The following is a 21,817-nucleotide window of genomic DNA, read 5'->3' as shown; positions in this document are numbered from 1 at the left end:
TGAGATTGGCGAAGCGCTGGAATAAATGCTGGCCTGCATAAAGCGGAATATGAAGGGACTAACGAACGAGGTAAGCCGGCCGCCGAAGGCGGATCGGCTTGACCGCCGGGTTAGACCCGACGGGGTTTGAAAAAGCGCTGCGCACCCGCGAAACGCTACCAAAGAAAGAGCTGCTAGCGCACGCGGGACGGGCGCTAGAGGCCAAAAATGCTTGAAACCCGCGCAGTGAGTGCAGGCGAAGCCCGGCGCAACGGCCAAACCCCAAAGGCCGAACCTTTGCGATGGGCAAAACGCTGGAATAAATGCGGGCCTGCATAAATGGATTTTGGAGCGGGCTAACGCCCTGAGTTCAGCCGCCGCCGTAGGCGGTCGGCTGCGACGAACAGTTAGACCCGAAGGCCAAAAGGGGGCGCCCAACCCTGAAGACGGACGCGGCCCATGAAAAAGCGCTGCGCCACGGAAGCGGCGCAGCGCTGCAAGAATGATAGCTGGTGGCGCTTACTGCACAAGCGCTGGAGGCCAAAAAGGCTTGAAACCTGCGCAGTGCTGACAGGCTAAGCCCGGCGCAGCGCCAAAACCCCAAAGGAGAAACCTTTGAGATTGGCGAAGCGCTGGAATAAATGCTGGCCTGCATAAAGCGGAATATGAAGGGATTAACGGCCAAGATAAGCGGCTGGCTGAAAGCCAGTCCGCTTGAGCGCAGAGTTAGACCCGAAGGCCAGAAGGGAGCGCCCAAACTTAAAGACGGGTGCGGCCCAGGAAAATGCGCTGGGCCTCGGGAGCGGCGCAACGCTGCAAGAATGATAGCTGGCAGCGCTTGCTGAACAAGGGCTAGAGGCCAAAAAGGCTTGAAACTTGCGCGGCGAATGCAGGCGAAGCCCGGCGCAGCGCCGAAACCTCAAAGGAGAAACCTGTGAGAAAGGCGAACCGCTGGAGTAAATGCTGGCCTGCATAAAGCGGAATATGAAGGGACTAACGCTTGAGTTCAGCGGTCGCCGCAGGCGATCCGCTGGAACGATGGGTTAGACCCAACGTGTGAAAAGAAACAGCCTCGCACACAAAACGAGCAGTACAAGGCTGGACGAAACCAAACACCGGTGGAAATGCCTGCATACCTGCCAAAGAGCGCAACGCTAAAAGGCGAAGCCCAGCACGCAAGCCAGCACCCAGCGGAAAACCGCTTGATGAGGTGGATGCGGGTAAATAAAGCATGGGTTTTGATGCGGCCGGATTAATGCGGACTAACGGCCAAGGTAAGCGGCCCGCAGAATGCGGGTCCGCTTGACCGCAGAGTTAGACCCGAAGGCCAAAAGGGGGCGCCCTGACTTGAAGAAGGGCGCGGCCCACGAAAAACCGCTGGGCCACGGAAGCGGCGCAGCGCTGCAAGAAGGATAGCTGGTGGCGCTTGCTGCACAAGCGCTGGGGGCCCAAAAGGCTTGAAAGCCTTTGGAACAGGGCGGAGCGCTGGAACGGGTGGCTGCGCGCATGAAACGGGTGATGGGACTAACGGCCAAGGTAAGCGGCCCGCAGAATGCGGGTCCGCTTGACCGCAGAGTTAGACCCGAAGGCCAACAGGGAGCGCCCAGCCTTGAAGAAGGGCGCAGCCCACGAAAAAGCGCTGGGCCACGGAAGCGGCGCAGCGCTGCAAGAATGATAGCTAGCAGCGCTTGCTACACAAGCGCCAGAGGCCCAAAAGGCCTGAAACCGACCAAGCGAACGCAGGCGAAGCCCGGCAAAGCGCCAAAAACCCAAAGGAGAAACCTTGGATAAAGGCGAAGCGCTGGAATGAATGTAGGCCTGCATAAAGAGGAATATGAGAGGACTAACTAAAAATAGACATCGTGGACTGTAGAGATGTACGATGCCTAATGCCACCATGTTAAACCCTATTCATGGGGAAATCTCCAATGCCTGACATTTAGAGCGGTCTAAAAATTGGCGGATGAACACCCCTCCACCCCCCAAGCTGCTCCCCCGTTTGCGTGAACATTTGCGCACGCGGCACTACAGCATTCGCACTGAAGAAGCGTACGCCGATTGGGTCAAGCGCTTCATTCTTTTTCACCACAAGCGCCATCCAAAAGATATGGGTGCAGCCGAGGTGGAGGCTTTTTTGACGCATTTGGCAGTACACCGGCAGGTATCAGCATCGACACAAAATCAGGCCAAATCAGCGCTGCTCTACCTTTACAAGCAAGTGCTGCAAATCGAATTGCCTTGGCTCGATGAGGTGGTGCAGGCCAAAACACCACAACGCTTACCTGTGGTGTTAACGCCCAGCGAGGTGCGTGAATTGCTGCAGCATATGGAAGGCACGCCGGGTTTGATTGCTCATTTGCTGTATGGCACTGGCATGCGGGTGTTGGAGGGGCTGCGCCTGCGCGTGAAAGACATTGAGTTTGAGCGCCGCGAAATCATCGTGCGCGAGGGCAAGGGCAATAAAGATCGGGTCACGGTGTTGCCAGAAAACTTGATTACCCCATTAAAAGCGCAGCTACAAAAAGTGCGTGCTTTGCACGAAAAAGATGTATTGGCGGGATTTGGGCGTGTCTATTTGCCCCATGCGTTGGCCATGAAGTACCCCGAGGCCGACCGCAGCTGGCCCTGGCAATGGGTGTTTCCTTCGCCTGTGCGCTCGCAAGACCCGCGCCCAGATGCACGTACCGGAGAGTTGCTAGAGCGCAGGCACCATGTGCTGCCCACCTCGGTGCAACGCGCTGTGCGCGATGCGGCACGCCGTGCTGGGATTGCCAAGCCTGTTAGCCCCCATGTGCTGCGCCACTCGTTTGCCACGCATTTGCTGCAAGCGGGTTACGACATTCGCACGGTGCAAGAGCTGCTGGGGCATGCCGATGTCAGCACCACCATGATTTACACCCATGTAATGAATAAAGGCGGGCGCGGTATTTTGAGTCCGTTGGATGCACTTTAGGTACTTAAATGCTTCTAACGCTGATTAATAAAGCGCTTGCAGCTATAAAAAAAGGAAGCCTGGGCTTCCTTTTTTTATGGTGGCTACGGATTGGGCATCCAGGCCGGGTTACAGCACCTCAAACACCCCGGCCGCGCCCATGCCGCCGCCGATGCACATGGTGACGCACACGCGTTTGGCACCCCGGCGCTTGCCTTCAATCAGGGCGTGGCCGGTCAGGCGCTGGCCTGATACGCCGTAGGGGTGGCCCAGGGCGATGGCGCCGCCATTGACGTTCAGGCGCTCGTTGGGGATGCCCAGGGTGTCGCGGCAGTAGAGCACTTGCACGGCGAAGGCTTCGTTCAGCTCCCACAGGTCGATGTCCTGCACGGTGAGGCCCAGTTTTTTCAGCACCTTGGGCACGGCAAAGACGGGGCCGATGCCCATTTCATCCGGCTCGCAGCCCGCCACGGCAAAGCCCAGGAAGCGGCCCAGGGGTTGCAGGCCGTTGCGGGCCGCAAAATCTTCGCTGACCACCACGCAAGCGCCTGCGCCGTCGCTGAATTGGCTGGCGTTGCCGGCGGTGATCAGGCCGCCGGGGAGGGCGCTTTTTAGGCCGCTGACGGCGGCCACGGTGGTGCCCTCGCGCGTGCCTTCGTCCTTGGATACGGTCACTTCTTTGGTGATCAGGCCCCGTTGCTTGTCGGCGATTCCGGCGGTGACGGTGATGGGGGCAATTTCGGCATCAAACAGGCCCGCTGCCTGGGCGGCGCAGGCTTTTTGCTGGCTGGCGGCGCCGTATTCGTCCATTGCATCGCGGCCGATGCGGTAGCGTTGGGCGACGTTCTCGGCCGTTTGCAGCATGTTCCAGTAGATTTCTGGTTTGCTGGCAGCCAGGGCCGGGTCGTGCGCCATGTGCATGTTTACCTCTTGCTGCACGCAGGAGATGCTTTCCACGCCACCGGCCACCAGCACGTCGTTTTCTCCGGCGATGATGCGCTGCGCGGCCAGGGCGATGGATTGCAGGCCTGAGGAGCAAAAGCGGTTGATGGTCAGGCCCGAGGCCGTGACCGGCAGGCCCGCCTGAAGGGCGATCAGCCGCGCCACGTTGGCGCCGGTGGTGCCTTCGGGCAGGGCGCAGCCCATGATGACATCTTCGACCAAAGCCGCGTCGATGCCGGCCCGCTGCACGGCATGGCGCACGGCGTGGCCGCCCAGGGTGGGGCCATAGGTCAGGTTGAACGCGCCCTTCCAGCTCTTGGCAAGTGGGGTGCGGGCGGTGGAGACGATTACTGCGGAAGTCATAGCACTATTCCCTTTAATACGGTGCGATCAGAACGATTTGCCTTCAGCCACCAGGCGCTGCAAGAGCGGCGCGGGCTGCCAGAACGCGGCATCGTCCAGCGGGTTGTTGGCAAAGCGCTGCATGGCGGCGACGACGTTGAACAGGCCCACTTCGTTGGCGTAGCACAGCGGCCCGCCGCGGTGCACAGGAAAGCCGTAGCCAAAGATATAGACCACATCAATATCGCTGGCCTTGGTGGCAATGCCTTCTTCCAGAATGTGCGCGGCTTCGTTCACCAGGCTGAACACCAGGCGCTGAACGATTTCTTCGTCCGCAATCTGGCGCGGCGTGATGCCTTGGGCCTGGCGGTTGGCGGCGATCATGGCCACCACGTCGGCGTTGGGGATGGCGTTGCGCTTGCCCGGCAGGTAGTCGTACCAGCCCGCGCCGGTTTTTTGGCCAAAGCGGCCTTGCTCGCACAGCAGATCGGCGGTTTTGCTGTAGCGAATGTCTGGCCGCTCAATGGCGCGGCGCTTGCGAATGGCCCAGCCAATGTCGTTGCCCGCCAGGTCGCTCATGCGGAATGGGCCCATGGCAAAGCCAAATTGCTCGGCCGCTTTGTCCACCTGTTCAGGCGTGCAGCCCTCGTCCAGCAAAAAGCCGGCCTGCTGGCTGTAGCGCTCGATCATGCGGTTGCCGATAAAGCCATCGCACACGCCCGAGAGCACGGCCGTTTTGCGGATTTTTTTTGCCACGGCCATGGCGGTGGCCAGCACGTCGTTGGCGGTTTTTGCGCCGCGCACCACTTCCAGCAGCTTCATGACGTTGGCCGGGCTGAAAAAGTGCAGGCCCACCACGTCCTGCGGGCGCTGGGTGAAGGCGGCGATTTGGTTCAAATCCAGGGTGGAGGTGTTGCTGGCCAAGATGGCACCGGGCTTGGCCACGGCATCCAGTTGGGTGAACACGGCCTGCTTGACGGCCATGTCCTCGAACACGGCTTCGATGACCAGGTCGGCATCTTTCAGGTCGGCGTAGTCCAGCGTGGTGGAGAGCAGGGCCATGCGCTGCGCGTACTTGTCCTGCGTGAGTTTGCCCTTGGCCAGCTGCCCTTCGTAGTTTTTGCGGATGGTGGCCACGCCGCGCTCCAGCGCTTCTTGCTTTGTTTCTAGGAGCTTGACCGGCACGCCAGCATTCAAAAAGTTCATGGCAATGCCGCCACCCATCATGCCTGCTCCGATAACAGCTACGCTTTCAATAGCTCGCAGCGGGGTATTGGCAGGCACGTCCGGAATCTTGCTGGCAGCGCGCTCGGCAAAGAACAAGTGGCGCAGTGCCCGCGATTCGGGGGTGAACATCAGTTGCAGGAACAGGTCGCGCTCGGTCGCCAGGCCGTCGGTGATTTTTTGCTGGGTGGCCGCCTGCACGGCATCTACGCACTTGGCCGGGGCGGGGAAGTGTTTCGCCATGCCTTTGACCATGTTGCGGGCAAACTGAAAGTAAGCATCGCCCTGCGGGTGCCGGGCCCGCAGCGCCGCCACCAGCGGCAGCGGGCGCACGCTGGCCACGCTGCGGGCCAGGGCCACGGCTTCATCCAGCAAGGTGGCAGCGCTGGTGGCCAGCTGGGTCAGTAGCTTTTGCCCCGGCACCTGGGCCAGCAGGGCGGCGGCCACCGGTTCGCCGCTGATGATCATGTTCAGCGCCGGCTCTACTCCCAGGGCACGCGGCAGGCGCTGTGTGCCGCCTGCGCCGGGCAGCAGGCCCAGTTTCACCTCGGGCAGGCCCAGCTTGCAATCGGGTGTGGCTATGCGGTAGTGGCAGGCCAACGACAGCTCCAGCCCGCCGCCCATGCAAACGCTGTGCAAGGCGGCAACCACGGGCTTGCTGCAGCCTTCCACCATGGCAATCAGGGTGTGCAGATTGGGTTCGGCAAACGCGGCATCGTGGCCAAACTCGCTAATGTCGGCCCCGCCGGAAAACGCCTTGCCCGCGCCGGTCAGCACAATCGCCTGCACTTGGGGATCGTCCTGGGCGCGTTGCAGGCCAGCGGCTAGCGCCTGGCGCATGGCCTGCCCCAGGCTATTGACAGGGGGTAGGTCAAGGGTCAGCACAGCCACATCGGTGTGGACTTGGTAGTGAACCGTCATCACAGGTCTCCTTGGTTAAACATGAATAGAACGAACGTTCTAAAAAACACATTCTAGGGACGGCCTGCGACGGCGTTTTGTCCCTTCGGGGACATGGCGGGGGCTAATTACTCAAAACACTGTTGGATTACAGACAAATTTGAGGGAAATCCCAGGGAAAAAACCGTGCGCACGGGCCCAACAATGCCTTTTCGTGTTTTCCGTGTTTTACGTGTTTTCTTCTTTGAGAATTTCTTCATGCAACGCACCACCTTCCTTCGCGCCAGCATCGCCCTGGCTGCCGCCACCTTGATGGGCACCGCCAGTGCTGCCCCCGAGCCCATTTTGATTGGCGTGCCCGCCCCCATGACGGGGCCCAATACCCAATACGGCGATGAGCTCAAGGCCGGCGTTTTAACCGCCATTGAAACCTTGAATGCAGCCGGTGGCTTGAATGGCCGCCCCTACCAACCGGTGTTGATTGATGATGCCTGCGAGCCCAAACAAGCCGTGCCTGCGGCCAACCGGGTGATCAACTCAGGTGCCAAATTTGCGGTCGCCCACGTCTGCTCGGGGGTTACGGTGCCTGCAGCAAAAATTTACGAAGAAGAGGGCATTGTTGCCATCACCCCCGGTGCGACGGCGCCGCAGGTGACGGACAACCTCAAGGGCCGCCACTTTTTCCGCACCATTGGCCGCGATGACCAGCAAGGCCCCTTTGCCGCCAGCTTTATCGCCGCCCGCCTGAACGCCCAAACCATCGTCGTGCTGCACGACAAACAAACCTATGGTGCCGGTGTGGCCCAGCATGTGAAGGCTTCGCTGGAGAAACTGGGGGCGAATATTGCCCTGTACGACGGCATTAATGCCGGGGACAGCGATTACTCCGCCGTGATTACCAAGCTCAAAACCATCAAACCCGACGTGGTGTTCTTTGGTGGCTATCCGCCTGAAATGGGCTTGCTGCTGCGCCAGGCCAAAGAGCAAGGCCTGCAAACCCAATTCATGGGGGCCGAAGGCGCTTTCAACCAAAGCCTGGTCGAAATTGCGGGCCCAGCGCTGGAAGGCATGCTGTTTACCTACCCGGCCGACTTCAGCGCCCGCGCCGAGAACCAAGCCATCGTCCAAGCCTTTGAAAAAGCCCAACGCCCCGCCAACGGTGCCTACCAAATGCCCGCCTACGCTGCGGTTCAAGTGCTGCACGAAAGCATGAAAGCCGTGGGCACCGACCCCAAAAAAGTGGCGGAGTACATGCACAGCAATCGCTTTGATACGGTGATTGGCCCCGTGGCCTTTGACCGCAAGGGCGATTTGAAGAATTTTGATTTTGTCGTCTTCAAGCTCGATAAGAGTGGCCAGCGCAAGCTGGTGCGCTGATGCACTGCACCAGCTTGCGGCATAAGTGGCAGTATTAATTTCTATTAAAATAGCCTCAAACGCTTATATGATAAGCGCTTGAAGCTATTTTTTTTGCCTGTTCTTTCTGCCCTTTACCTGCCTTCCCCTGACTTATGTCCACCGAAATTGCCCCCGGCTTGCTGATCCAAAATCTGGCCAAAGACCCCGCCACCTTGCGTCTGAGCGATTACAAACTGATCGCTTTTGATATGGATTCAACCCTGATCACCATCGAATGCATCGACGAGATTGCCGATGTGACGGGCAAAAAAGCTGAAGTGGCCGCCATCACCGAAGCGACCATGCGCGGCGAGATCGCCGACTTTAAAGACAGCCTGCGCCAGCGGGTGGCCAAGCTGCGCGGCGTGACGCAGGCGCAAATGCTGCAAGTGCGCCAAGAGCGCCTCAAGTTGTCGCCCGGCGCGCAAGAGCTGGTGCAGGCAGCGCAAAAAGCGGGGCTCAAAGTGCTGCTGGTCTCCGGCGGTTTTACTTTTTTTGCCGAATACGTGCGCGGCCTGCTGAACATCGACTTTGTCCGCGCCAACGTGCTGGAAGAGGCTGACGGCGTGCTCACCGGTGGCTTGGTTGCGCAATGCTGGGGCGATATTTGCGACGGTGCCGAAAAACGCCGCACCCTGCTGGAAGTGGCCAGCCTGCTGGGCATTGCCCCAGCCCAGTGCATTGCCGTGGGCGATGGCAGCAACGACATCCCCATGATGGAGGCGGCCGGCCTGTCGGTGGCCTACCACGCCAAGCCGCGCGTGCGCAGCGTAGCCCAGGTGTGTATCAATGAAGGTGGTTTGGATCGGCTGCTGGAAGTATTGGGCTGAAAAAGTAGCGCGACCCGCTCTAAAAATAAAGATTTCAGATAAAAAACAAGCTGAAACGCTTTATTCTCAAGCGCAACAAGCTCTATTTTTTAAGTTAAAGCACCTGTGCTGCAGCAAAAAGCGACACCATGTGTGTCGCTTTTTTGTTGGGCGGTATCCGCTGCTGATTTGATGCTTACCTGGCGTTTCAACGGTGATTAGCGCAGCACCAAAATCGGTTTGCCCGAGTGGGTCAGCACATGCTGCGTTTCGCTGCCCAGCAGCAGGCGCTTAATGCCCTTGCGCCCGTGTGAGGCCATGACGATCAGGTCCACCTCTTGCTTGTCTGCGGTGGCGATGATGGATTCGGCCACCAAGTCAGATTTGGCGATGGTGGTTTTTACCGTCACACCCATATTTTTGCCCTCGGCTTTGATGGCGCTCAATTGCTCTTGTGCTTGGGCAGTCCACTGGGCCTCAATGCGTTTGATTTCTGAAATATCCACAGTGGCGCCGCCTTCCAGGTAGCTGCGCGGATAGCGGGGAATGACACGCAACGCCACCAGGGTTGCGCCACTGAGCTTGGCCAAGGACAGTGCGCTTTGCACCGCTTTTTCTGACAGGGCAGAGCCATCAGTGGCTACCAAAATGCGTTCATACATAAATAGACCTCCTGGGTGAAAAATAGCGTTGAAAAGTATACTTTTTACGCTATGAATACTTTAGCAGCTTAGGTTGTCTTTGCTCAGAAGATTTGACCCGGGTCAAAGCGTTTATGATGCGGGCCCGCAACGTTATGACTTTATTTGCTCAGAGTCTTGTGCAAAAAGATTCGCATCTTCTTGTTTCTGAAGAAAAAAGGGCGCAGGCTGAGGAAGAACACGTTCTTCTAGATGATCCCCAGGAGTGGCCACAGTTTGGCAAACCCGCTGGGGCTGCAACGCCCTCAACAACTTCCTCCGATCCAGCCACGGTTCCTATTTGGGATTCGCACGTGGCGCTGGAGGGGATGTTCTGCGCCACGTGCGCGCTCAGTATTGAAGAGGCATTGCGCAGCGCTCCAGGCATCGTGCGCGTGGAAGTGTCCGCTGCGGCACACCGCGCCCGCATCGTCTGGGATGCGCGACTGACCAAACCATCGCAGTGGTTTGCCACCATTGCCCAAGCCGGCTACCGCGCCGTTCCGGCCCAAGATATCTATGCCAAAACGCTGCGCCAAGCCTCACAGCGCAAGATGCTGTGGCGCTGGTTGCTGGCCACTTTTTGCATGATGCAGGTGATGATGTACGCTTGGCCGGCCTATGAGGCCAAGCCCGGTGATTTGTCGCTGGAGATCGAAACCCTGCTGCGCTGGGCTTCGTGGCTGATTTGTATCCCCATGCTGATTTATTCTTGCGGGCCGTTTTTTAGCGGTGCCTGGCGGGATTTGCGCCAAGGGCGCATCAGCATGGATTTGCCCGTGGCTTTGGGCATGGCGATTACTTTTGTCATCAGCAGCTGGGGAACGTTTGACCCAAAAGGAATTTTTGGGCGCGAGGTGTATTTCGATTCGCTGTCGATGTTTGCCGCTTTCTTGCTGGCCGGGCGCTGGCTGGAAGTGCGCCTGCGTGATCGCACCGCAGGGGCTTTGGAAAACGTGCTCAATCGCCTGCCCGACAGCGTTTTGCAGCGCCAAGACGATGGACAGTTTGCCCGCGTAGCCTTGCGCCGGGTTGTGCTGGGCGATGTGCTCAAAGTGTTGCCAGGCGAAGCTTTTCCGGCAGATGGTGTCATTGTGCGTGGGCATACCCAGGCCGATGAGGCTTTGCTCACGGGGGAATCGCGCCCGGTCAGCAAGCCTGAGGGCTGCGCCGTGGTCGCTGGCAGCTTTAACTTGAGTGCGATGGTCGAAATGCAGGTGCAAGCACTGGGCGAGTCCACCCGCTTTGCCGAAATTGTCGGCCTCATGGAGCAGGCCAGCACGCAAAAACCCCGATTGGCCCAATTGGCGGACAAGGTGGCTGGGCCGTTTTTGCTGGGAATTTTGTTGCTTGCGGCGGCCACGGCCGCTTACTGGTGGCCGCACGACCCGGGTAAAGGCCTGTTGTATGCGGCGGTGGTGCTCATTGTTACCTGCCCCTGCGCCCTGTCCTTGGCGACCCCGGTGGCCATTTTGACGGCGGCAGGCTCCTTGGCGCGGCAAGGGGTGTTGGTGCGCAATCTGCAAGGATTGGAAGCCTTGGCCAAGGTGCACACGATTGTTTTTGATAAAACCGGCACCCTGACGCAAGAGGGGTTGGCCGTGCAAGCGAGCCATGCTGCAAATGGTGAAGCACTGCCCGCTGAATATTCGGCATTGGCCGTTGCTTTGGCAAAACAATCTATGCATCCTGTGTCCAAAGCGCTACAAAGTTTGAGCGTTGGTGAGGATGAGCATGCTTGGCAAGTGCTGCTGTTGCAAGAGCTGGCCGGGCAAGGTTTGCGGGCCCAGGTGCAATCCTCAGCCCATTGGCAGGGCCAGCCTCGCTGGGTGCGGCTGGGTTCATTGGCTTTTGCAGCGGCGGGAAACTGGCCGCAGACGCTGACCCAAGCGGTGTACTTATCGCTTGAGCAAAGTGAACCAGAGGGCATGGCTTCAGCGCCTGCTGTCCTTCCCTTGGCCGCCTTTGAGCTCGAAGAGTGTGTTCGCCCAGAGGCGGCCCAGGTGGTGCATGACTTGCAAGCTTTGGGCATTCAAGTGCAATTGCTCTCTGGCGACGGCCCTGCGGCTGTGGCGCGTGTGGCCGAGGCGGTTGGCATTGCACACTACCAAGCCCAGCGCAGCCCGCAGGATAAGCTGCTGGCCTTGCAGGCTTTACAAGCCCAAAATGTCACGGTGGGCATGGTTGGCGATGGCTTGAACGATGGCCCAGTATTGGCCGGTGCCGATGTGTCGTTTGCCTTTGGCCGTGCCGTACCATTGGCCCGGGCACGCTCGGATTTTGTGGTGCTGGGCAGTGACTTGCGCCAAATCGTGCAAACCCTGGCATTTGCCCGCAAAACATTGCGCATCGTGCGCCAGAACCTGGGCTGGGCCATGGCTTACAACATTGTTTCTGTACCGTTTGCCGCGCTTGGTATGGTGCCACCGTGGCTGGCCGGCCTAGGCATGGCCGCCAGCTCATTGTGGGTGGTGATAAATGCGGCCCGTTTGGCGGGCAGTAAAAACCAGTTGGCACTGCCGCTGCAGGCTGAGGGAGCGTCCCCTCAATGGATAAATCAGCCGTCGGCTGGTTAGGAAGGTTGCGATGGATATCTTGTATTTATTGATTCCGCTGTCCGTAGGCTTGGTTTTTTTTATAGCTATTGCCCTTTGGTGGGCAGTGCATCGAGGCCAATTTGAGAGCGTTGAGCAAGAGGGGGAGCGCATTCTTCGACAGGATTGACTTGAGTCAAGAATTTTTAAGCTGTAAACGGTGAAACTTTTGTCTGCAATTTAAGAGGTGCACGATGGACAATGTAAAAACAAGTGCGGTCCACTACAACGATAAAGTAGTGCGGCAGCTTTCAATCATGGCCGTAATTTGGGGCGTGATTGGCATGCTGGTGGGGGTGTTTGTCGCCGCTCAGCTTGCCTGGCCCGAGCTCAATTTCGGTGTTCCATGGCTAAGCTTTGGGCGTTTGCGTCCTTTGCATACCAATGCGGTAATTTTCGCTTTTGGTGGCTCTGCCCTTATGGGAACGAGCTACTACGTGGTGCAGCGTACCTGCCAAACCACGCTGTTTGCCCCAAAACTGGCAGCTTTCACCTTCTGGGGATGGCAAGCCGTGATTGTGGCAGCAGTCATTACCCTTCCCCTGGGTTTCACTCAAGCCAAGGAATACGCCGAGTTGGAATGGCCGATTGACCTGCTGATCACTGCAGTGTGGGTGTCGTACGCCATTGTGTTTTTTGGCACCATTGGCACACGCAAGGTCAAGCACATTTATGTGGCCAACTGGTTCTACGGTGCTTTCATTATTGCCGTTGCCCTGCTGCACGTGGTCAATAGCGCTGCCATTCCCGCCGGCTGGATGAAAAGCTACTCGGCCTATGCTGGCGTGCAAGATGCCATGGTTCAGTGGTGGTATGGGCACAACGCGGTGGGCTTTTTCCTGACGGCAGGTTTCCTGGGCATGATGTACTACTTCATCCCCAAGCAAGCTGGTCGTCCAGTCTATTCGTACCGCCTGTCGATTGTGCACTTCTGGGCACTGATCTTCACCTACATGTGGGCCGGTCCACACCACTTGCACTACACAGCGCTGCCTGATTGGACGCAGTCGGTCGGTATGGTGTTCTCCCTGATTCTGCTGGCACCATCCTGGGGCGGCATGATCAACGGCATCATGACCCTGTCGGGTGCCTGGCACAAACTGCGTGACGATCCGATCCTGCGTTTCTTGATCGTATCCCTGTCGTTCTATGGTATGTCGACTTTTGAGGGCCCGATGATGGCCATCAAGACAGTCAATGCCTTGTCGCACTACACAGATTGGACCGTGGGTCACGTGCACTCGGGTGCTCTGGGCTGGGTCGGCTTGGTGACCATGGGCTCGTTGTATTACTTGGTGCCGCGTCTGTTCGGCAAAGAAGAGATGTATTCCAAGTCGGCCATTGAGCTGCACTTCTGGCTGGCCACGATCGGTATCGTGCTCTACATCGCTTCGATGTGGATTGCTGGTGTGATGCAGGGCCTGATGTGGCGTGCCGTGAACCCCGATGGAACGCTCACCTACACCTTTGTTGAGAGTGTGAAAGCTTCGCATCCTTTCTACGTGATTCGTGTGGTCGGCGGCCTGCTGTTCGTGTCTGGGATGGTTGTGATGGCGTGGAACGTGCTGAAAACAGCTGCCTCGGGCCGTGCTGTCAAAGTGCCTGTACCTGCTGTTAATCCTGCCCACGCTTAAGTTCCAGGGAGCTGTAAAACATGTCTACAAACAACAAAAAAGCGGGGTTTACCCACGAGAAGGTGGAAACCAGCAACTTCTTGCTGATCGTTTTGACCTTCTTGGTGGTGGCCGTGGGCGGCTTGGTGGAAATTGTTCCGCTGTTCTTCCAGAAATCGACCACCGAGCCGATTGCTGGGGTTAAGCCTTATGAGCCTTTGCCCTTGCTGGGGCGCGATGTTTATATTCGCGAAGGTTGCTACAACTGCCACTCGCAAATGATTCGTCCTTTCCGTGCCGAAACAATGCGTTATGGCCACTATTCTGTGGCTGGTGAGTTTGTGTACGACCACCCCTTCCAATGGGGCTCTAAACGCACCGGTCCGGATCTGCACCGTGTCGGTGGCCTCTATAGCGATGAATGGCATCGCATCCACCTGGTCAATCCACGTGACGTAGTGCCTGAGTCCATCATGCCGGCCTACCCCTGGTTGGAAAATACGGTGGTGGATCACACGGTAGTGGCCCAGCGCATGAGTGCTTTGCGCAAAGTCGGCGTGCCTTATACCGATGAAGAAATCGCTGGTGCTGAAGAAGCTGTCAAGGGCAAAACAGAAATGGATGCTGTGATCGCTTATCTGCAGGGCCTCGGCACGGCTTTGCCTAAGTAAAGGAGGAGAACTATGGACATCACAACTATGCGCATCATCGCAACGGTGGCTTCCATGGCTTGCTTTATAGGTATTGCGCTGTGGGCGTATGCCCGCAGCAATAAAGGCCGTTTCGATGAGGCAGCCAACCTGCCTTTTGAGCAAGATTGACTCCTCTTTATGAATGAGAACAACTTATGAGCGATTTTGTAAACAATTTTTGGTCAATCTACATTGCGGTAATCACGATCGTTGGCATTTTTGGCTGCTTGCTGCTATTGATTTTGACAGCCCGTAAAAAGGTTGATTCTGCAGCAGACAACACGACTGGTCACGTTTGGGACGGTGACTTGCGTGAATTGAACAACCCCATGCCCCGTTGGTGGATGTGGTTGTTTGTTTCCACCATTGTCTTTTCCGTTTTCTACCTCATTGCCTATCCAGGTCTGGGGTCGTTTTCTGGTCAATTCAAATGGTCGCAAGTCGGTGCTTATGAAGCCGAGGTACAAAAAGCTGAAGCCGATTTGGCCCCCCTGTACGCTCGCTTTACAGCGATGAGTGTTGAGGAAATGTCCAAAGACAGCCAAGCCATGGCTATTGGTGCCAATCTGTTCCAGAACCATTGCGCCCAATGCCATAGCTCGGATGCCCGTGGCGGAAAGTCCTTCCCCAACTTGACCGATAACGACTGGTTGCATGGTGGAATCCCTGAGAAAATCCATGAAACCCTTACCCAAGGTCGTCAAGGCATGATGCCTCCTATGGCTGAGGCTGTGGGTGAGGCCGAAGATGTCCGCAACCTCGCCAATTACGTCTTGAGCTTGTCGGGCAGCCCGCACGACTCTGCCAGAGCTGTCTTAGGCAAAGATAAGTTTGTTGCCTGCGCTGCCTGTCACGGCGCAGATGGCAAAGGGATGCAAGCCCTGGGGGCTCCTAATCTCACAGACGACATCTGGTTACATGGCTGGGGCGAAGCAACGATTATTGACATGATCAATAATGGCAAGCCAAATATCATGCCGCCACAGGCCAAAGAGAACGGTGGCAAGCTGGTGCCCGCTCAGATCGATGTGCTGACTGCATACGTCTGGAGCCTTTCGAATAAACCCAGTACAGCAAACTAACTACTTTGGTTGAAGAAAAAGCGGCACGATGATGCCGCTTTTTTTATTGCAAAATTTTGGGAAATCTATGAAGCAGGAAGAGGGTAAAAAAGATCAAAAAATGCAGCCGATGAAATCGGTAGATGCCGGTTCACATGCATTTTTTGAAGCGCAGCAGAAGGTTTATCCTCGCTCAATTAACGGGTTTTTTATGCGCTGGCGCTGGGCGTTGGTCTTTTTTACCCAATTTGTTTTTTATGTCGTCCCTTGGATTCAGTGGGGCGACCGCCAGATGGTATTGTTTGATATTGGCGCTAGAAGATTTTACTTATTTGGGATGGTTTTATACCCGCAGGATGTGATTTATCTTGCGGCACTGCTGATTATTTGTGCGCTTGCCCTTTTTTTATTTACAGCAGTGGCGGGGCGACTGTGGTGTGGGTTTAGCTGTCCGCAAACGGTATATACCGAAATTTTCATGTGGATTGAGCAAAAAGTTGAGGGTGATCGCAGCGCTCGTATTCGACTGGATAATAGCAACTGGACATTTGAGAAAATTTGGAAGAAATCTTTTAAGCAATTTTTATGGATCGCAGTTTCTTTATGGACAGGCTTTACTTTTGTAGGCTTCTTTGTTCCTATTCGAGACTTGGGATTGGAGATTGTGCAATTACAAGGTGATTGGCAGATTTTTTGGGTGCTGTTTTATGGTTTTGCAACCTATGGGAATGCAGGCTATTTGCGTGAACAAGTATGTAAATACATGTGCCCATATGCCCGTTTTCAAAGTGCCATGCTTGACCGTGACTCTTTGATTGTGAGCTACGATCCTGCCCGTGGTGAGCAGCGCGGCCCTCGTCGCAAGGGAGTGGATTATAAATCCCAGGGGCTTGGGGATTGCATTGATTGTAAATTATGCGTTCAGGTATGTCCGGTAGGTATTGATATTCGCAATGGATTTCAATATGAATGTATTGGTTGTGGTTTGTGTATTGATGCTTGCGACAGCATTATGGATAATATGCAATATCCACGCGGATTAATACGTTTTACTACTCAAAACGGGGTAGAGCAAGGTTGGGCAAAATCTAAGATTCTGCGCAAGGTGCTTCGCCCTAGAGTGTTGATTTATACGGTTGTTTTGATCGGTTTGAGTATTGCTACGGTCGTTAGCATGAGTCTGCGTCAGCCATTGAAAGTGGATGTTATTCGTGATCGAGCTTCTTTGGCTCGCATTGTGGGGGGCGGAAAGTTGGAAAATACTTATCGCTTACAAATCATGAATGCCACTGAGACACCACAGAAGTACCATGTTCGTGTGCATGGGCTGGAGGGTATTGAGCTGGTGGAAGGTAATGTGGTTGTAGTGCCCGCTACAGATACGGTAGGACTGCCAGTTCGGGTGCAGATTCCTTACGGTTCTGCCAGTAGTGGCTCTCACCCAATTATTTTTGATGTGGATGCGGAAAGTGAAAAAGGAATGGTTTCTGAGCGCTCTGTATTCTTGGTTCCTAGGTAAAAATTGCTTTTTGAAGGATTAAATTTTATGCAATCTACATCTGCTCAAGAGAGTAAGAATTCTGGCCCTTGGTGGAAATATGGTCATGTTTGGCTAATTATTAGTGGCCCTTTGATTGTGGTGATTGCCGGGATCATTACGGTCGTAATTGCTTTTTCTGCGGCCGATCCTGTTATTGATGAAAACTATTATGAAAATAGTACAAACATTAATAAAACGCTGCGAGCTCAGCAAAAAAATATGGGGCCTGCACACACTGTGCGCAACCACGCGGCTACCCCGGATGAGGATTTGCCACCTCTGAGGCCGTAAAAAAAGGAGCCAACGGCTCCTTGTTTATGGTTTTTTCGTACCAAGAGTCGATAGAAAACCGGTAGAGTATGCAAAGTCTCTGAATGTTCATAGGATGCTCGATAGCATCCTTGGTTTGCTCTAAGAAAGGTGAAGTTATGTCTTTTTCTGTCTCTGATACGGTTTCCTCTGCCCAGCAAGACTTGGAGCGTTTGGTCTCTGACCTGCGGGGTTTACTGGCCAGCAAGGATTTGGACAGCATTCCGCAAATTGGTGCTTTGCGTGATCGGATTGATGAGGGCCTAAGCCGTGCCCGGGAATCGGCAGTCGAGGCGGCCCAAGAAGCTGCACGCCAAGCCCGCGAAGCGGCAGCAGCTGCAGATCGTTACGCCCATGATGAGCCTTGGCGTGTTGCGGGTGCGGCATTGGCGGTGGGGGCGTTGGTGGGCTTTTTACTTGCCCGTCGTTAAATCTTGGTGATGGCCTGGGCATGAAAGATGGCCTTTCACGCCCAAGTGGACTGAATGAAAGCGTTGATGTGAACTGGATGTCCTGGTTAGGCTTGCAGGCGTGGAAAGAGCGCTTGGGCGCTTGTGCCCAAGAAGCAAAGCAAGCGGCACAAGACCGTTTCGCTTTAGCGGCGCTTGAGTGGGCGCAAGAGCGAAAGCATTGGCAAACCGTGCTGGTTTTGGTGATTGCTGTGGTGGCTTTCGGACTGGTTGCTGCGCTGCTCATCTCTTTGGCTGTGCTGGTGTACTTTTGGGATACCCCGCACCGCATTGGGGTAGCTTGGACGATTGCTGGGGTGTGGGCCTTTGCTTGGTGCTTGGTGGTGTACGCCCTGCGCAGTGCCTTGCTGCAAAAACGCCCAGCTTTTGCCTTGACCAAAGCCGAATTGGCCCGTGATTGCCAAGAGTGGCAGGAGTGGTGCGATCGGCAAGCAGGACCAAGCCCTCAGCAAGAAAAGGACGGCGCATGAGTGAAACGCTTGAAAAGCCTGGTGCAGAGCGAGATGCTGGCTTTGCCAAGGCAGAGGGCACCCCAATTTCTGCTTTGGTTCAATTGCGTCAAAGCAGTGCTTGGAAGTGGGCCACCCCAGCACAGCGGGAAGTGCTGCAGCGCATTGCAGCGCAGCGGGATCAGCGTTTGCTGGCACGCTTGACACGCGCCCGCCAAGCGGCATTGCTGGCCAGTGCAGAGCGAGTGGATGCCAATGCCCCTTTGCTCCAGCGCCTGGCCATGTTCGCCCGTTTGCATCCCACAACGCTGGCCTCGGCAGGGTTGGCGGCCGTCTTGATGATTGGCCCACGGCGCTTGCTGCGTGTGGTGCGGGGCAGTTTGCCAACGCTGTTGCCAATGCTCCTCAAATTGAAGCGCTAATCCAAGACCGATCCCACCCAGGGGTGGGGATGCAGCAGGCGGTTAGCGCAGATTTTTTAATGCCTGCGCCGCTTGCGTGACCAATTCAGGGCCGGTATAGACCAAGCCGCTGTAGAGCTGCACCACATCGGCGCCGGCGTGGATTTTGCTGACGGCATCGGCCGCAGTCAAAATCCCACCCACGCCGATGATGGGAAAGTCTTTGCCCAGGGCTTGGCGCAGCTGGCCAATCACCCGGTTGCTGGCCTCAAGGACTGGGGCGCCGCTCAGGCCACCGGCCTCATCGGCATGGGGCAGCCCCTGCACGGCTTCGCGGCTGATGGTGGTGTTGGTGGCAATCACGCCATCCATGCCATGGCGCTGTAAGGTGGCGGCAATCACTTGCACTTGCTCTGGGGTCAAATCCGGGGCGATTTTGACAAAGATTGGCACCCGTTTGCCTTGCTGCTGGGCCAGCTCTTCGCGGCGCTGGGCAACAGCGGCCAAGAGACTGTCCAGTGCCTCATCACTTTGCAAAGCCCGCAAGTTTTTGGTGTTGGGCGAGCTGATATTGACCGTCACATAGTCAGCATGGGGATACACGCCTTCAAGGCAAATCAGGTAATCCTGCGTGGCGTTTTCGATGGCGGTGGCCGCGTTTTTGCCGATGTTCAGGCCCAGCAGCAGGGATTTGCCCTTGCGGCGCACTTTGGACTGCTGCACGTTGTGCAAAAAAGCGTCCAGGCCATCATTGTTAAAACCAAAGCGGTTGATCAGCGCATTGGCCTCAGGCAGGCGAAACATGCGTGGCTTGGGATTGCCTGGCTGGGGTTTTGGGGTGACGGTGCCCACCTCGACAAAACCAAAGCCCATAGCGGCCAAGCCGTCGATACAGCGGGCGTTTTTATCCAGCCCGGCGGCCAAGCCCACGCGGTTGGGGAAGGTCAGGCCCGCCAGGGTGATGGGGTCGCTGATTTGGGTTTGTTGCCAGGCCGCTTGCAGCAAAGTGTTTTGGCTTTGTGCCAAGCGTTGCATGGTCAGGTCGTGGGCCGCTTCGGGGTCCATGGCGAACAAAACAGGGCGCATCAGCGCGTAGGGAATGAGTGACATAGCGATAATCCAAGGTTTTTCCCCAGGATTCTCTCTTATGACAGCCCCTTCTGCCCCCATCCATCAAGATGAACTGAAAACTCTGGTCGGCCAAGCCGCTTTGCAGTACGTGCGCCCGGGCGAAATTGTGGGCGTGGGCACGGGCTCGACGGTGAATAAATTCATTGATGCCCTGGCCAGTATGAAGGGGGAAATCAAAGGCGCTGTTTCCAGCTCCGTGGCCAGCACCGAGCGCTTGCTGGCTTTGGGCATTCCGGTGTTCGATGCGAATGCGGTTGAGCGCCTGGGCGTGTACATCGACGGCGCCGATGAGATTGATGGCCAAGGCTATATGGTCAAAGGTGGCGGCGCTGCATTGACCCGCGAAAAAATCGTCGCTGCCCTGGCCCAGCAGTTTGTGTGCATTGCCGATGCCTCCAAGCTGGTGGCGCACCTGGGCGCATTTCCATTGCCCGTCGAGGTGATCCCTATGGCGGCAGGGCAGATTACCCGTCGCTTTGCCGATCTGGGCGGCCATGCCCAGCTGCGCTTGAAAGATGGCCAGCCTTTGGTGACCGACAACGGCCAACACATTCTGGATGTGCATGGTTTGAAAATCACTGACCCGCTGGCGTTTGAATCCCAAGTGAATCAATGGCCCGGGGTGGTGACTGTCGGCGTGTTTGCCCACCAAAAAGCGCAGGTGTGCCTGCTGGGTACGCCCGAGGGCGTGCGCACGCTCACTTACTGAGTTTGGGGTGGCTGTTTCTCCGTTTTTGCTAGCGTTCCCGTAAAGGCAGATTGCCATGCTCAATGCCTTGTGGCTGGGATTTTTTCTCACGGCCACCGTGGCCGCACTGGCGCAGTGGTTGCTGGCTGGCAACGCGCAGGTGTTTGCTGCCATGGTGCAAGCGCTGTTTGCCATGGCCAAGCTCTCGGTCGAGGTCATGGTGCTGCTGTTTGGCACTTTGACTTTGTGGCTGGGCTTTTTGCGCATTGCTGAAGAGGCTGGCATTGTGCAAGCCCTGGCCCGCTGGCTGGCACCTTTGTTTGCCAAGCTCATGCCTGAAATACCCCGTGGCCACCCGGCCCTGGGGCTGATGACGCTCAATTTTGCTGCCAACGGCCTGGGGCTGGACAATGCGGCCACCCCTATGGGGCTGAAAGCCATCCGGGCGCTGCAAGAGCTCAACCCCAGCAGCACCACGGCCAGTAACGCGCAAATTTTGTTTTTGGTGCTCAATGCCTCGTCGCTGACGCTGCTGCCGGTGTCGATTTTTATGTACCGCTTGCAGCAGGGCGCGGCCGATCCCACCTTGGTCTTTTTGCCTATTTTGCTGGCCACTTCCGCCTCAACCCTGGTTGGACTGGTCAGCGTGGCCCTTGTGCAGCGCCTGCCCTTGCTCAGCCCGGTGGTGCTGGCGTATTTGCTGCCTTTGGCGCTGGGGTTGGCCGCGTTCATGGCCTTGCTGGCCAGTTTGAGTGCGGCGGCCTTGGCCAGCCTGTCGGGGCTGCTGGGCAACCTCAGTCTGTTTGCTGTGGTGCTGCTTTTTTTGCTGGTCGGGGCCTGGAAAAAGATTGCGGTGTACGACAGCTTTATCGCCGGGGCGAAAGAGGGGTTTGCCGTCGCCCGCGATTTGTTGCCCTACCTGGTGGCTATGCTGTGTGCGATTGGGGTGCTGCGGGCCAGCGGGGCGTTGGACTATGCCCTGGACGGCGTTCGTTATCTGGTGGGGCTGGTGGGGGTGGACAACCGCTTTGTGGATGCTTTGCCCACCGCCTTGGTCAAGCCCTTTTCTGGCAGTGCCGCACGGGCCATGTTGATTGAAACCATGCAAAGCCATGGGGTGGACAGCTTTGCGGCGCTGCTGGCAGCGACCATCCAAGGCAGTACGGAAACCACTTTTTATGTGTTGGCCGTGTACTTTGGCGCTGTGGGTATTCAGCGTGCCCGCCATGCGGTAGCGTGCGCGTTGCTGGCTGAATTGGCTGGGGTGCTGGCGGCGATAGGGGTGTGTTATTGGTTTTTTGCTTGAAAAATGATAGCTATTTACGCTTATTTATAGTCATTTTTTAAGAAAAATATTAATAAAACGTTGCTTGGTAAGCGCTTTAAGCTTTGTTATTAAGAGTAAATAGTCGCTTTCAGCGTTTTTAGCAGACAGTTGCGCCCAGTGTTTACCCTGGTCATGGTTTGTACGTAAAACCCACCGCTCGGCGGGCTAGGGATGTCCTGAACAACTCGGTTTCGCGCGTGCTACGAGACTGAGTTTTTCATCTGGCGCAATGGAGACCGTCTTTCCAGCGGTTCCGCCTTGTTTGGCGCCCCTTGTGGGGGCCACTTGCGCAGCCGCTGCGGCTGCACGGCTGTTTGCGGGCGCACTCATCCCTGC

General features: G+C 56.6%; 25 protein-coding genes. 16 read left to right on the top strand and 9 right to left on the bottom strand.

All coding sequences use genetic code 11. The annotated features are described in order from the left end of the window. Positions 1-58: 58 nt before the first annotated feature. The 5 genes from ACFO24_RS01365 to ACFO24_RS01345 all read right to left on the bottom strand — a co-directional run bounded on the left by ACFO24_RS01365 (position 59) and on the right by ACFO24_RS01345 (position 1,803). Positions 59-316, bottom strand: coding sequence for a DUF1010 domain-containing protein (locus tag ACFO24_RS01365; RefSeq protein WP_377736433.1), 258 nt, complete (start codon positions 314-316; stop codon positions 59-61). A 33-nt stretch (positions 317-349) separates the two neighbouring features. Next, positions 350-634 carry a DUF1010 domain-containing protein gene (locus ACFO24_RS01360; RefSeq protein ID WP_377736436.1) on the bottom strand — a complete coding sequence of 95 codons (285 nt, stop codon included), beginning with the start codon at positions 632-634 and terminating at the stop codon, positions 350-352. A 19-nt stretch (positions 635-653) separates the two neighbouring features. Continuing rightward, positions 654-953: a DUF1010 domain-containing protein gene (locus tag ACFO24_RS01355; RefSeq protein ID WP_377736432.1), complete on the bottom strand. Its 300-nt coding sequence runs from the start codon at positions 951-953 to the stop codon at positions 654-656. 288 nt (positions 954-1,241) lie between these two features. Then, positions 1,242-1,487 (bottom strand): DUF1010 domain-containing protein, encoded by a 246-nt coding sequence (locus tag ACFO24_RS01350; RefSeq protein WP_084002014.1) that lies wholly within the window; start codon positions 1,485-1,487, stop codon positions 1,242-1,244. A 16-nt stretch (positions 1,488-1,503) separates the two neighbouring features. Next, a complete protein-coding gene (locus ACFO24_RS01345; protein WP_377736431.1) occupies positions 1,504-1,803 on the bottom strand; it encodes a DUF1010 domain-containing protein in 300 nt (99 codons plus the stop codon). A 139-nt stretch (positions 1,804-1,942) separates the two neighbouring features. Here ACFO24_RS01345 and ACFO24_RS01340 point away from each other — a divergent pair, with 139 nt between their 5' ends. Beyond that, a complete protein-coding gene (locus tag ACFO24_RS01340) occupies positions 1,943-2,932 on the top strand; it encodes an integron integrase (RefSeq protein ID WP_207575877.1) in 990 nt (329 codons plus the stop codon). Between the two features lie 108 nt (positions 2,933-3,040). Here the strand turns inward: ACFO24_RS01340 and ACFO24_RS01335 are convergent, their stop codons facing one another. Together ACFO24_RS01335 and ACFO24_RS01330 are read right to left on the bottom strand one after the other, a co-directional pair. Continuing rightward, a complete protein-coding gene (locus ACFO24_RS01335) occupies positions 3,041-4,216 on the bottom strand; it encodes an acetyl-CoA C-acyltransferase (RefSeq protein ID WP_377736430.1) in 1,176 nt (391 codons plus the stop codon). A 27-nt stretch (positions 4,217-4,243) separates the two neighbouring features. After that, entirely contained in the window at positions 4,244-6,340 is a 2,097-nt protein-coding gene (locus ACFO24_RS01330) for a 3-hydroxyacyl-CoA dehydrogenase NAD-binding domain-containing protein (protein ID WP_377736429.1), read from the bottom strand. A 237-nt stretch (positions 6,341-6,577) separates the two neighbouring features. On the opposite strand from ACFO24_RS01330, the gene ACFO24_RS01325 reads away from it, so the two are divergent. Both ACFO24_RS01325 and serB read left to right on the top strand, forming a co-directional pair. Then, the gene (locus ACFO24_RS01325; RefSeq protein WP_377736428.1) at positions 6,578-7,696 is read left to right on the top strand and encodes a high-affinity branched-chain amino acid ABC transporter substrate-binding protein; all 1,119 of its coding nucleotides are present in this window, start codon (positions 6,578-6,580) and stop codon (positions 7,694-7,696) included. A gap of 134 nt (positions 7,697-7,830) precedes the next feature. Then, the gene (gene serB / locus ACFO24_RS01320) at positions 7,831-8,547 is read left to right on the top strand and encodes a phosphoserine phosphatase SerB (RefSeq protein WP_377736427.1); all 717 of its coding nucleotides are present in this window, start codon (positions 7,831-7,833) and stop codon (positions 8,545-8,547) included. Between the two features lie 197 nt (positions 8,548-8,744). Here the strand turns inward: serB and ACFO24_RS01315 are convergent, their stop codons facing one another. Beyond that, positions 8,745-9,188, bottom strand: a complete 444-nt coding sequence (locus tag ACFO24_RS01315) for a universal stress protein (RefSeq protein WP_207575882.1) — start codon at positions 9,186-9,188, stop codon at positions 8,745-8,747. Positions 9,189-9,346: 158 nt separating this feature from the next. On the opposite strand from ACFO24_RS01315, the gene ACFO24_RS01310 reads away from it, so the two are divergent. The 11 genes from ACFO24_RS01310 (at position 9,347) to ACFO24_RS01260 (ending at position 18,356) form a co-directional block, all read left to right on the top strand. Continuing rightward, entirely contained in the window at positions 9,347-11,782 is a 2,436-nt protein-coding gene (locus tag ACFO24_RS01310; protein ID WP_377736426.1) for a heavy metal translocating P-type ATPase, read from the top strand. Positions 11,783-11,792: 10 nt separating this feature from the next. Continuing rightward, a complete protein-coding gene (ccoS, locus tag ACFO24_RS01305) occupies positions 11,793-11,930 on the top strand; it encodes a cbb3-type cytochrome oxidase assembly protein CcoS (protein ID WP_207575884.1) in 138 nt (45 codons plus the stop codon). Between the two features lie 64 nt (positions 11,931-11,994). Continuing rightward, on the top strand, positions 11,995-13,434 hold the full coding sequence (gene ccoN / locus ACFO24_RS01300; protein WP_207575885.1) for a cytochrome-c oxidase, cbb3-type subunit I: 1,440 nt from the start codon (positions 11,995-11,997) through the stop codon (positions 13,432-13,434). A 20-nt stretch (positions 13,435-13,454) separates the two neighbouring features. Beyond that, entirely contained in the window at positions 13,455-14,084 is a 630-nt protein-coding gene (gene ccoO / locus ACFO24_RS01295) for a cytochrome-c oxidase, cbb3-type subunit II (RefSeq protein ID WP_207575886.1), read from the top strand. A 12-nt stretch (positions 14,085-14,096) separates the two neighbouring features. Beyond that, entirely contained in the window at positions 14,097-14,234 is a 138-nt protein-coding gene (locus ACFO24_RS01290) for a cbb3-type cytochrome oxidase subunit 3 (protein WP_207575887.1), read from the top strand. Positions 14,235-14,260: 26 nt separating this feature from the next. Then, positions 14,261-15,187, top strand: a complete 927-nt coding sequence (ccoP, locus tag ACFO24_RS01285; RefSeq protein WP_377736424.1) for a cytochrome-c oxidase, cbb3-type subunit III — start codon at positions 14,261-14,263, stop codon at positions 15,185-15,187. Between the two features lie 67 nt (positions 15,188-15,254). Continuing rightward, on the top strand, positions 15,255-16,685 hold the full coding sequence (gene ccoG, locus ACFO24_RS01280) for a cytochrome c oxidase accessory protein CcoG (RefSeq protein WP_207575898.1): 1,431 nt from the start codon (positions 15,255-15,257) through the stop codon (positions 16,683-16,685). 27 nt (positions 16,686-16,712) lie between these two features. Then, positions 16,713-16,997, top strand: a complete 285-nt coding sequence (locus tag ACFO24_RS01275; protein ID WP_377736423.1) for a FixH family protein — start codon at positions 16,713-16,715, stop codon at positions 16,995-16,997. 137 nt (positions 16,998-17,134) lie between these two features. Continuing rightward, positions 17,135-17,446, top strand: coding sequence for a DUF883 domain-containing protein (locus ACFO24_RS01270; RefSeq protein WP_207575890.1), 312 nt, complete (start codon positions 17,135-17,137; stop codon positions 17,444-17,446). Between the two features lie 77 nt (positions 17,447-17,523). Then, on the top strand, positions 17,524-17,955 hold the full coding sequence (locus tag ACFO24_RS01265; RefSeq protein ID WP_377736434.1) for a phage holin family protein: 432 nt from the start codon (positions 17,524-17,526) through the stop codon (positions 17,953-17,955). Continuing rightward, entirely contained in the window at positions 17,952-18,356 is a 405-nt protein-coding gene (locus ACFO24_RS01260; protein ID WP_377736421.1) for a hypothetical protein, read from the top strand. Before ACFO24_RS01265 ends, ACFO24_RS01260 begins: the two co-directional genes overlap by 4 nt. Positions 18,357-18,398: 42 nt before the next feature. Here the strand turns inward: ACFO24_RS01260 and ACFO24_RS01255 are convergent, their stop codons facing one another. Further along, positions 18,399-19,445 carry a quinone-dependent dihydroorotate dehydrogenase gene (locus ACFO24_RS01255; RefSeq protein ID WP_377736420.1) on the bottom strand — a complete coding sequence of 349 codons (1,047 nt, stop codon included), beginning with the start codon at positions 19,443-19,445 and terminating at the stop codon, positions 18,399-18,401. Positions 19,446-19,482: 37 nt separating this feature from the next. On the opposite strand from ACFO24_RS01255, the gene rpiA reads away from it, so the two are divergent. After that, on the top strand, positions 19,483-20,175 hold the full coding sequence (gene rpiA, locus ACFO24_RS01250) for a ribose-5-phosphate isomerase RpiA (protein WP_377736419.1): 693 nt from the start codon (positions 19,483-19,485) through the stop codon (positions 20,173-20,175). Between the two features lie 55 nt (positions 20,176-20,230). Next, entirely contained in the window at positions 20,231-21,460 is a 1,230-nt protein-coding gene (locus ACFO24_RS01245; protein ID WP_377736418.1) for a nucleoside recognition domain-containing protein, read from the top strand. Positions 21,461-21,817: the final 357 nt, after the last annotated feature.

Source organism: Comamonas denitrificans, from assembly GCF_042654745.1.
GTDB lineage: Bacteria > Pseudomonadota > Gammaproteobacteria > Burkholderiales > Burkholderiaceae_C > Comamonas > Comamonas denitrificans.
Note: the sequence above shows the minus strand (reverse complement) of the source record. Positions and strands in the feature narration are given on the sequence as shown.

Bases quoted from the DNA above. Each gene is read 5' to 3' on its own strand.
- ACFO24_RS01355 (WP_377736432.1), bottom strand. From the start codon at position 953: ATGCAGGCCAGCATTTACTCCAGCGGTTCGCCTTTCTCACAGGTTTCT.
- ccoN (WP_207575885.1), top strand. From the start codon at position 11,995: ATGGACAATGTAAAAACAAGTGCGGTCCACTACAACGATAAAGTAGTG.
- ACFO24_RS01330 (WP_377736429.1), bottom strand. From the start codon at position 6,340: ATGACGGTTCACTACCAAGTCCACACCGATGTGGCTGTGCTGACCCTT.
- ACFO24_RS01265 (WP_377736434.1), top strand. From the start codon at position 17,524: ATGTCCTGGTTAGGCTTGCAGGCGTGGAAAGAGCGCTTGGGCGCTTGT.
- ccoO (WP_207575886.1), top strand. From the start codon at position 13,455: ATGTCTACAAACAACAAAAAAGCGGGGTTTACCCACGAGAAGGTGGAA.
- ACFO24_RS01350 (WP_084002014.1), bottom strand. From the start codon at position 1,487: ATGCGCGCAGCCACCCGTTCCAGCGCTCCGCCCTGTTCCAAAGGCTTT.
- ACFO24_RS01345 (WP_377736431.1), bottom strand. From the start codon at position 1,803: ATGCAGGCCTACATTCATTCCAGCGCTTCGCCTTTATCCAAGGTTTCT.
- ACFO24_RS01290 (WP_207575887.1), top strand. From the start codon at position 14,097: ATGGACATCACAACTATGCGCATCATCGCAACGGTGGCTTCCATGGCT.
- ccoG (WP_207575898.1), top strand. From the start codon at position 15,255: ATGAAGCAGGAAGAGGGTAAAAAAGATCAAAAAATGCAGCCGATGAAA.
- serB (WP_377736427.1), top strand. From the start codon at position 7,831: ATGTCCACCGAAATTGCCCCCGGCTTGCTGATCCAAAATCTGGCCAAA.
- ACFO24_RS01255 (WP_377736420.1), bottom strand. From the start codon at position 19,445: ATGTCACTCATTCCCTACGCGCTGATGCGCCCTGTTTTGTTCGCCATG.
- ACFO24_RS01365 (WP_377736433.1), bottom strand. From the start codon at position 316: ATGCAGGCCCGCATTTATTCCAGCGTTTTGCCCATCGCAAAGGTTCGG.
- ACFO24_RS01315 (WP_207575882.1), bottom strand. From the start codon at position 9,188: ATGTATGAACGCATTTTGGTAGCCACTGATGGCTCTGCCCTGTCAGAA.
- ACFO24_RS01360 (WP_377736436.1), bottom strand. From the start codon at position 634: ATGCAGGCCAGCATTTATTCCAGCGCTTCGCCAATCTCAAAGGTTTCT.
- ACFO24_RS01325 (WP_377736428.1), top strand. From the start codon at position 6,578: ATGCAACGCACCACCTTCCTTCGCGCCAGCATCGCCCTGGCTGCCGCC.
- rpiA (WP_377736419.1), top strand. From the start codon at position 19,483: ATGACAGCCCCTTCTGCCCCCATCCATCAAGATGAACTGAAAACTCTG.
- ACFO24_RS01335 (WP_377736430.1), bottom strand. From the start codon at position 4,216: ATGACTTCCGCAGTAATCGTCTCCACCGCCCGCACCCCACTTGCCAAG.
- ACFO24_RS01245 (WP_377736418.1), top strand. From the start codon at position 20,231: ATGCTCAATGCCTTGTGGCTGGGATTTTTTCTCACGGCCACCGTGGCC.
- ACFO24_RS01270 (WP_207575890.1), top strand. From the start codon at position 17,135: ATGTCTTTTTCTGTCTCTGATACGGTTTCCTCTGCCCAGCAAGACTTG.
- ccoP (WP_377736424.1), top strand. From the start codon at position 14,261: ATGAGCGATTTTGTAAACAATTTTTGGTCAATCTACATTGCGGTAATC.
- ACFO24_RS01275 (WP_377736423.1), top strand. From the start codon at position 16,713: ATGCAATCTACATCTGCTCAAGAGAGTAAGAATTCTGGCCCTTGGTGG.
- ACFO24_RS01260 (WP_377736421.1), top strand. From the start codon at position 17,952: ATGAGTGAAACGCTTGAAAAGCCTGGTGCAGAGCGAGATGCTGGCTTT.
- ccoS (WP_207575884.1), top strand. From the start codon at position 11,793: ATGGATATCTTGTATTTATTGATTCCGCTGTCCGTAGGCTTGGTTTTT.
- ACFO24_RS01340 (WP_207575877.1), top strand. From the start codon at position 1,943: ATGAACACCCCTCCACCCCCCAAGCTGCTCCCCCGTTTGCGTGAACAT.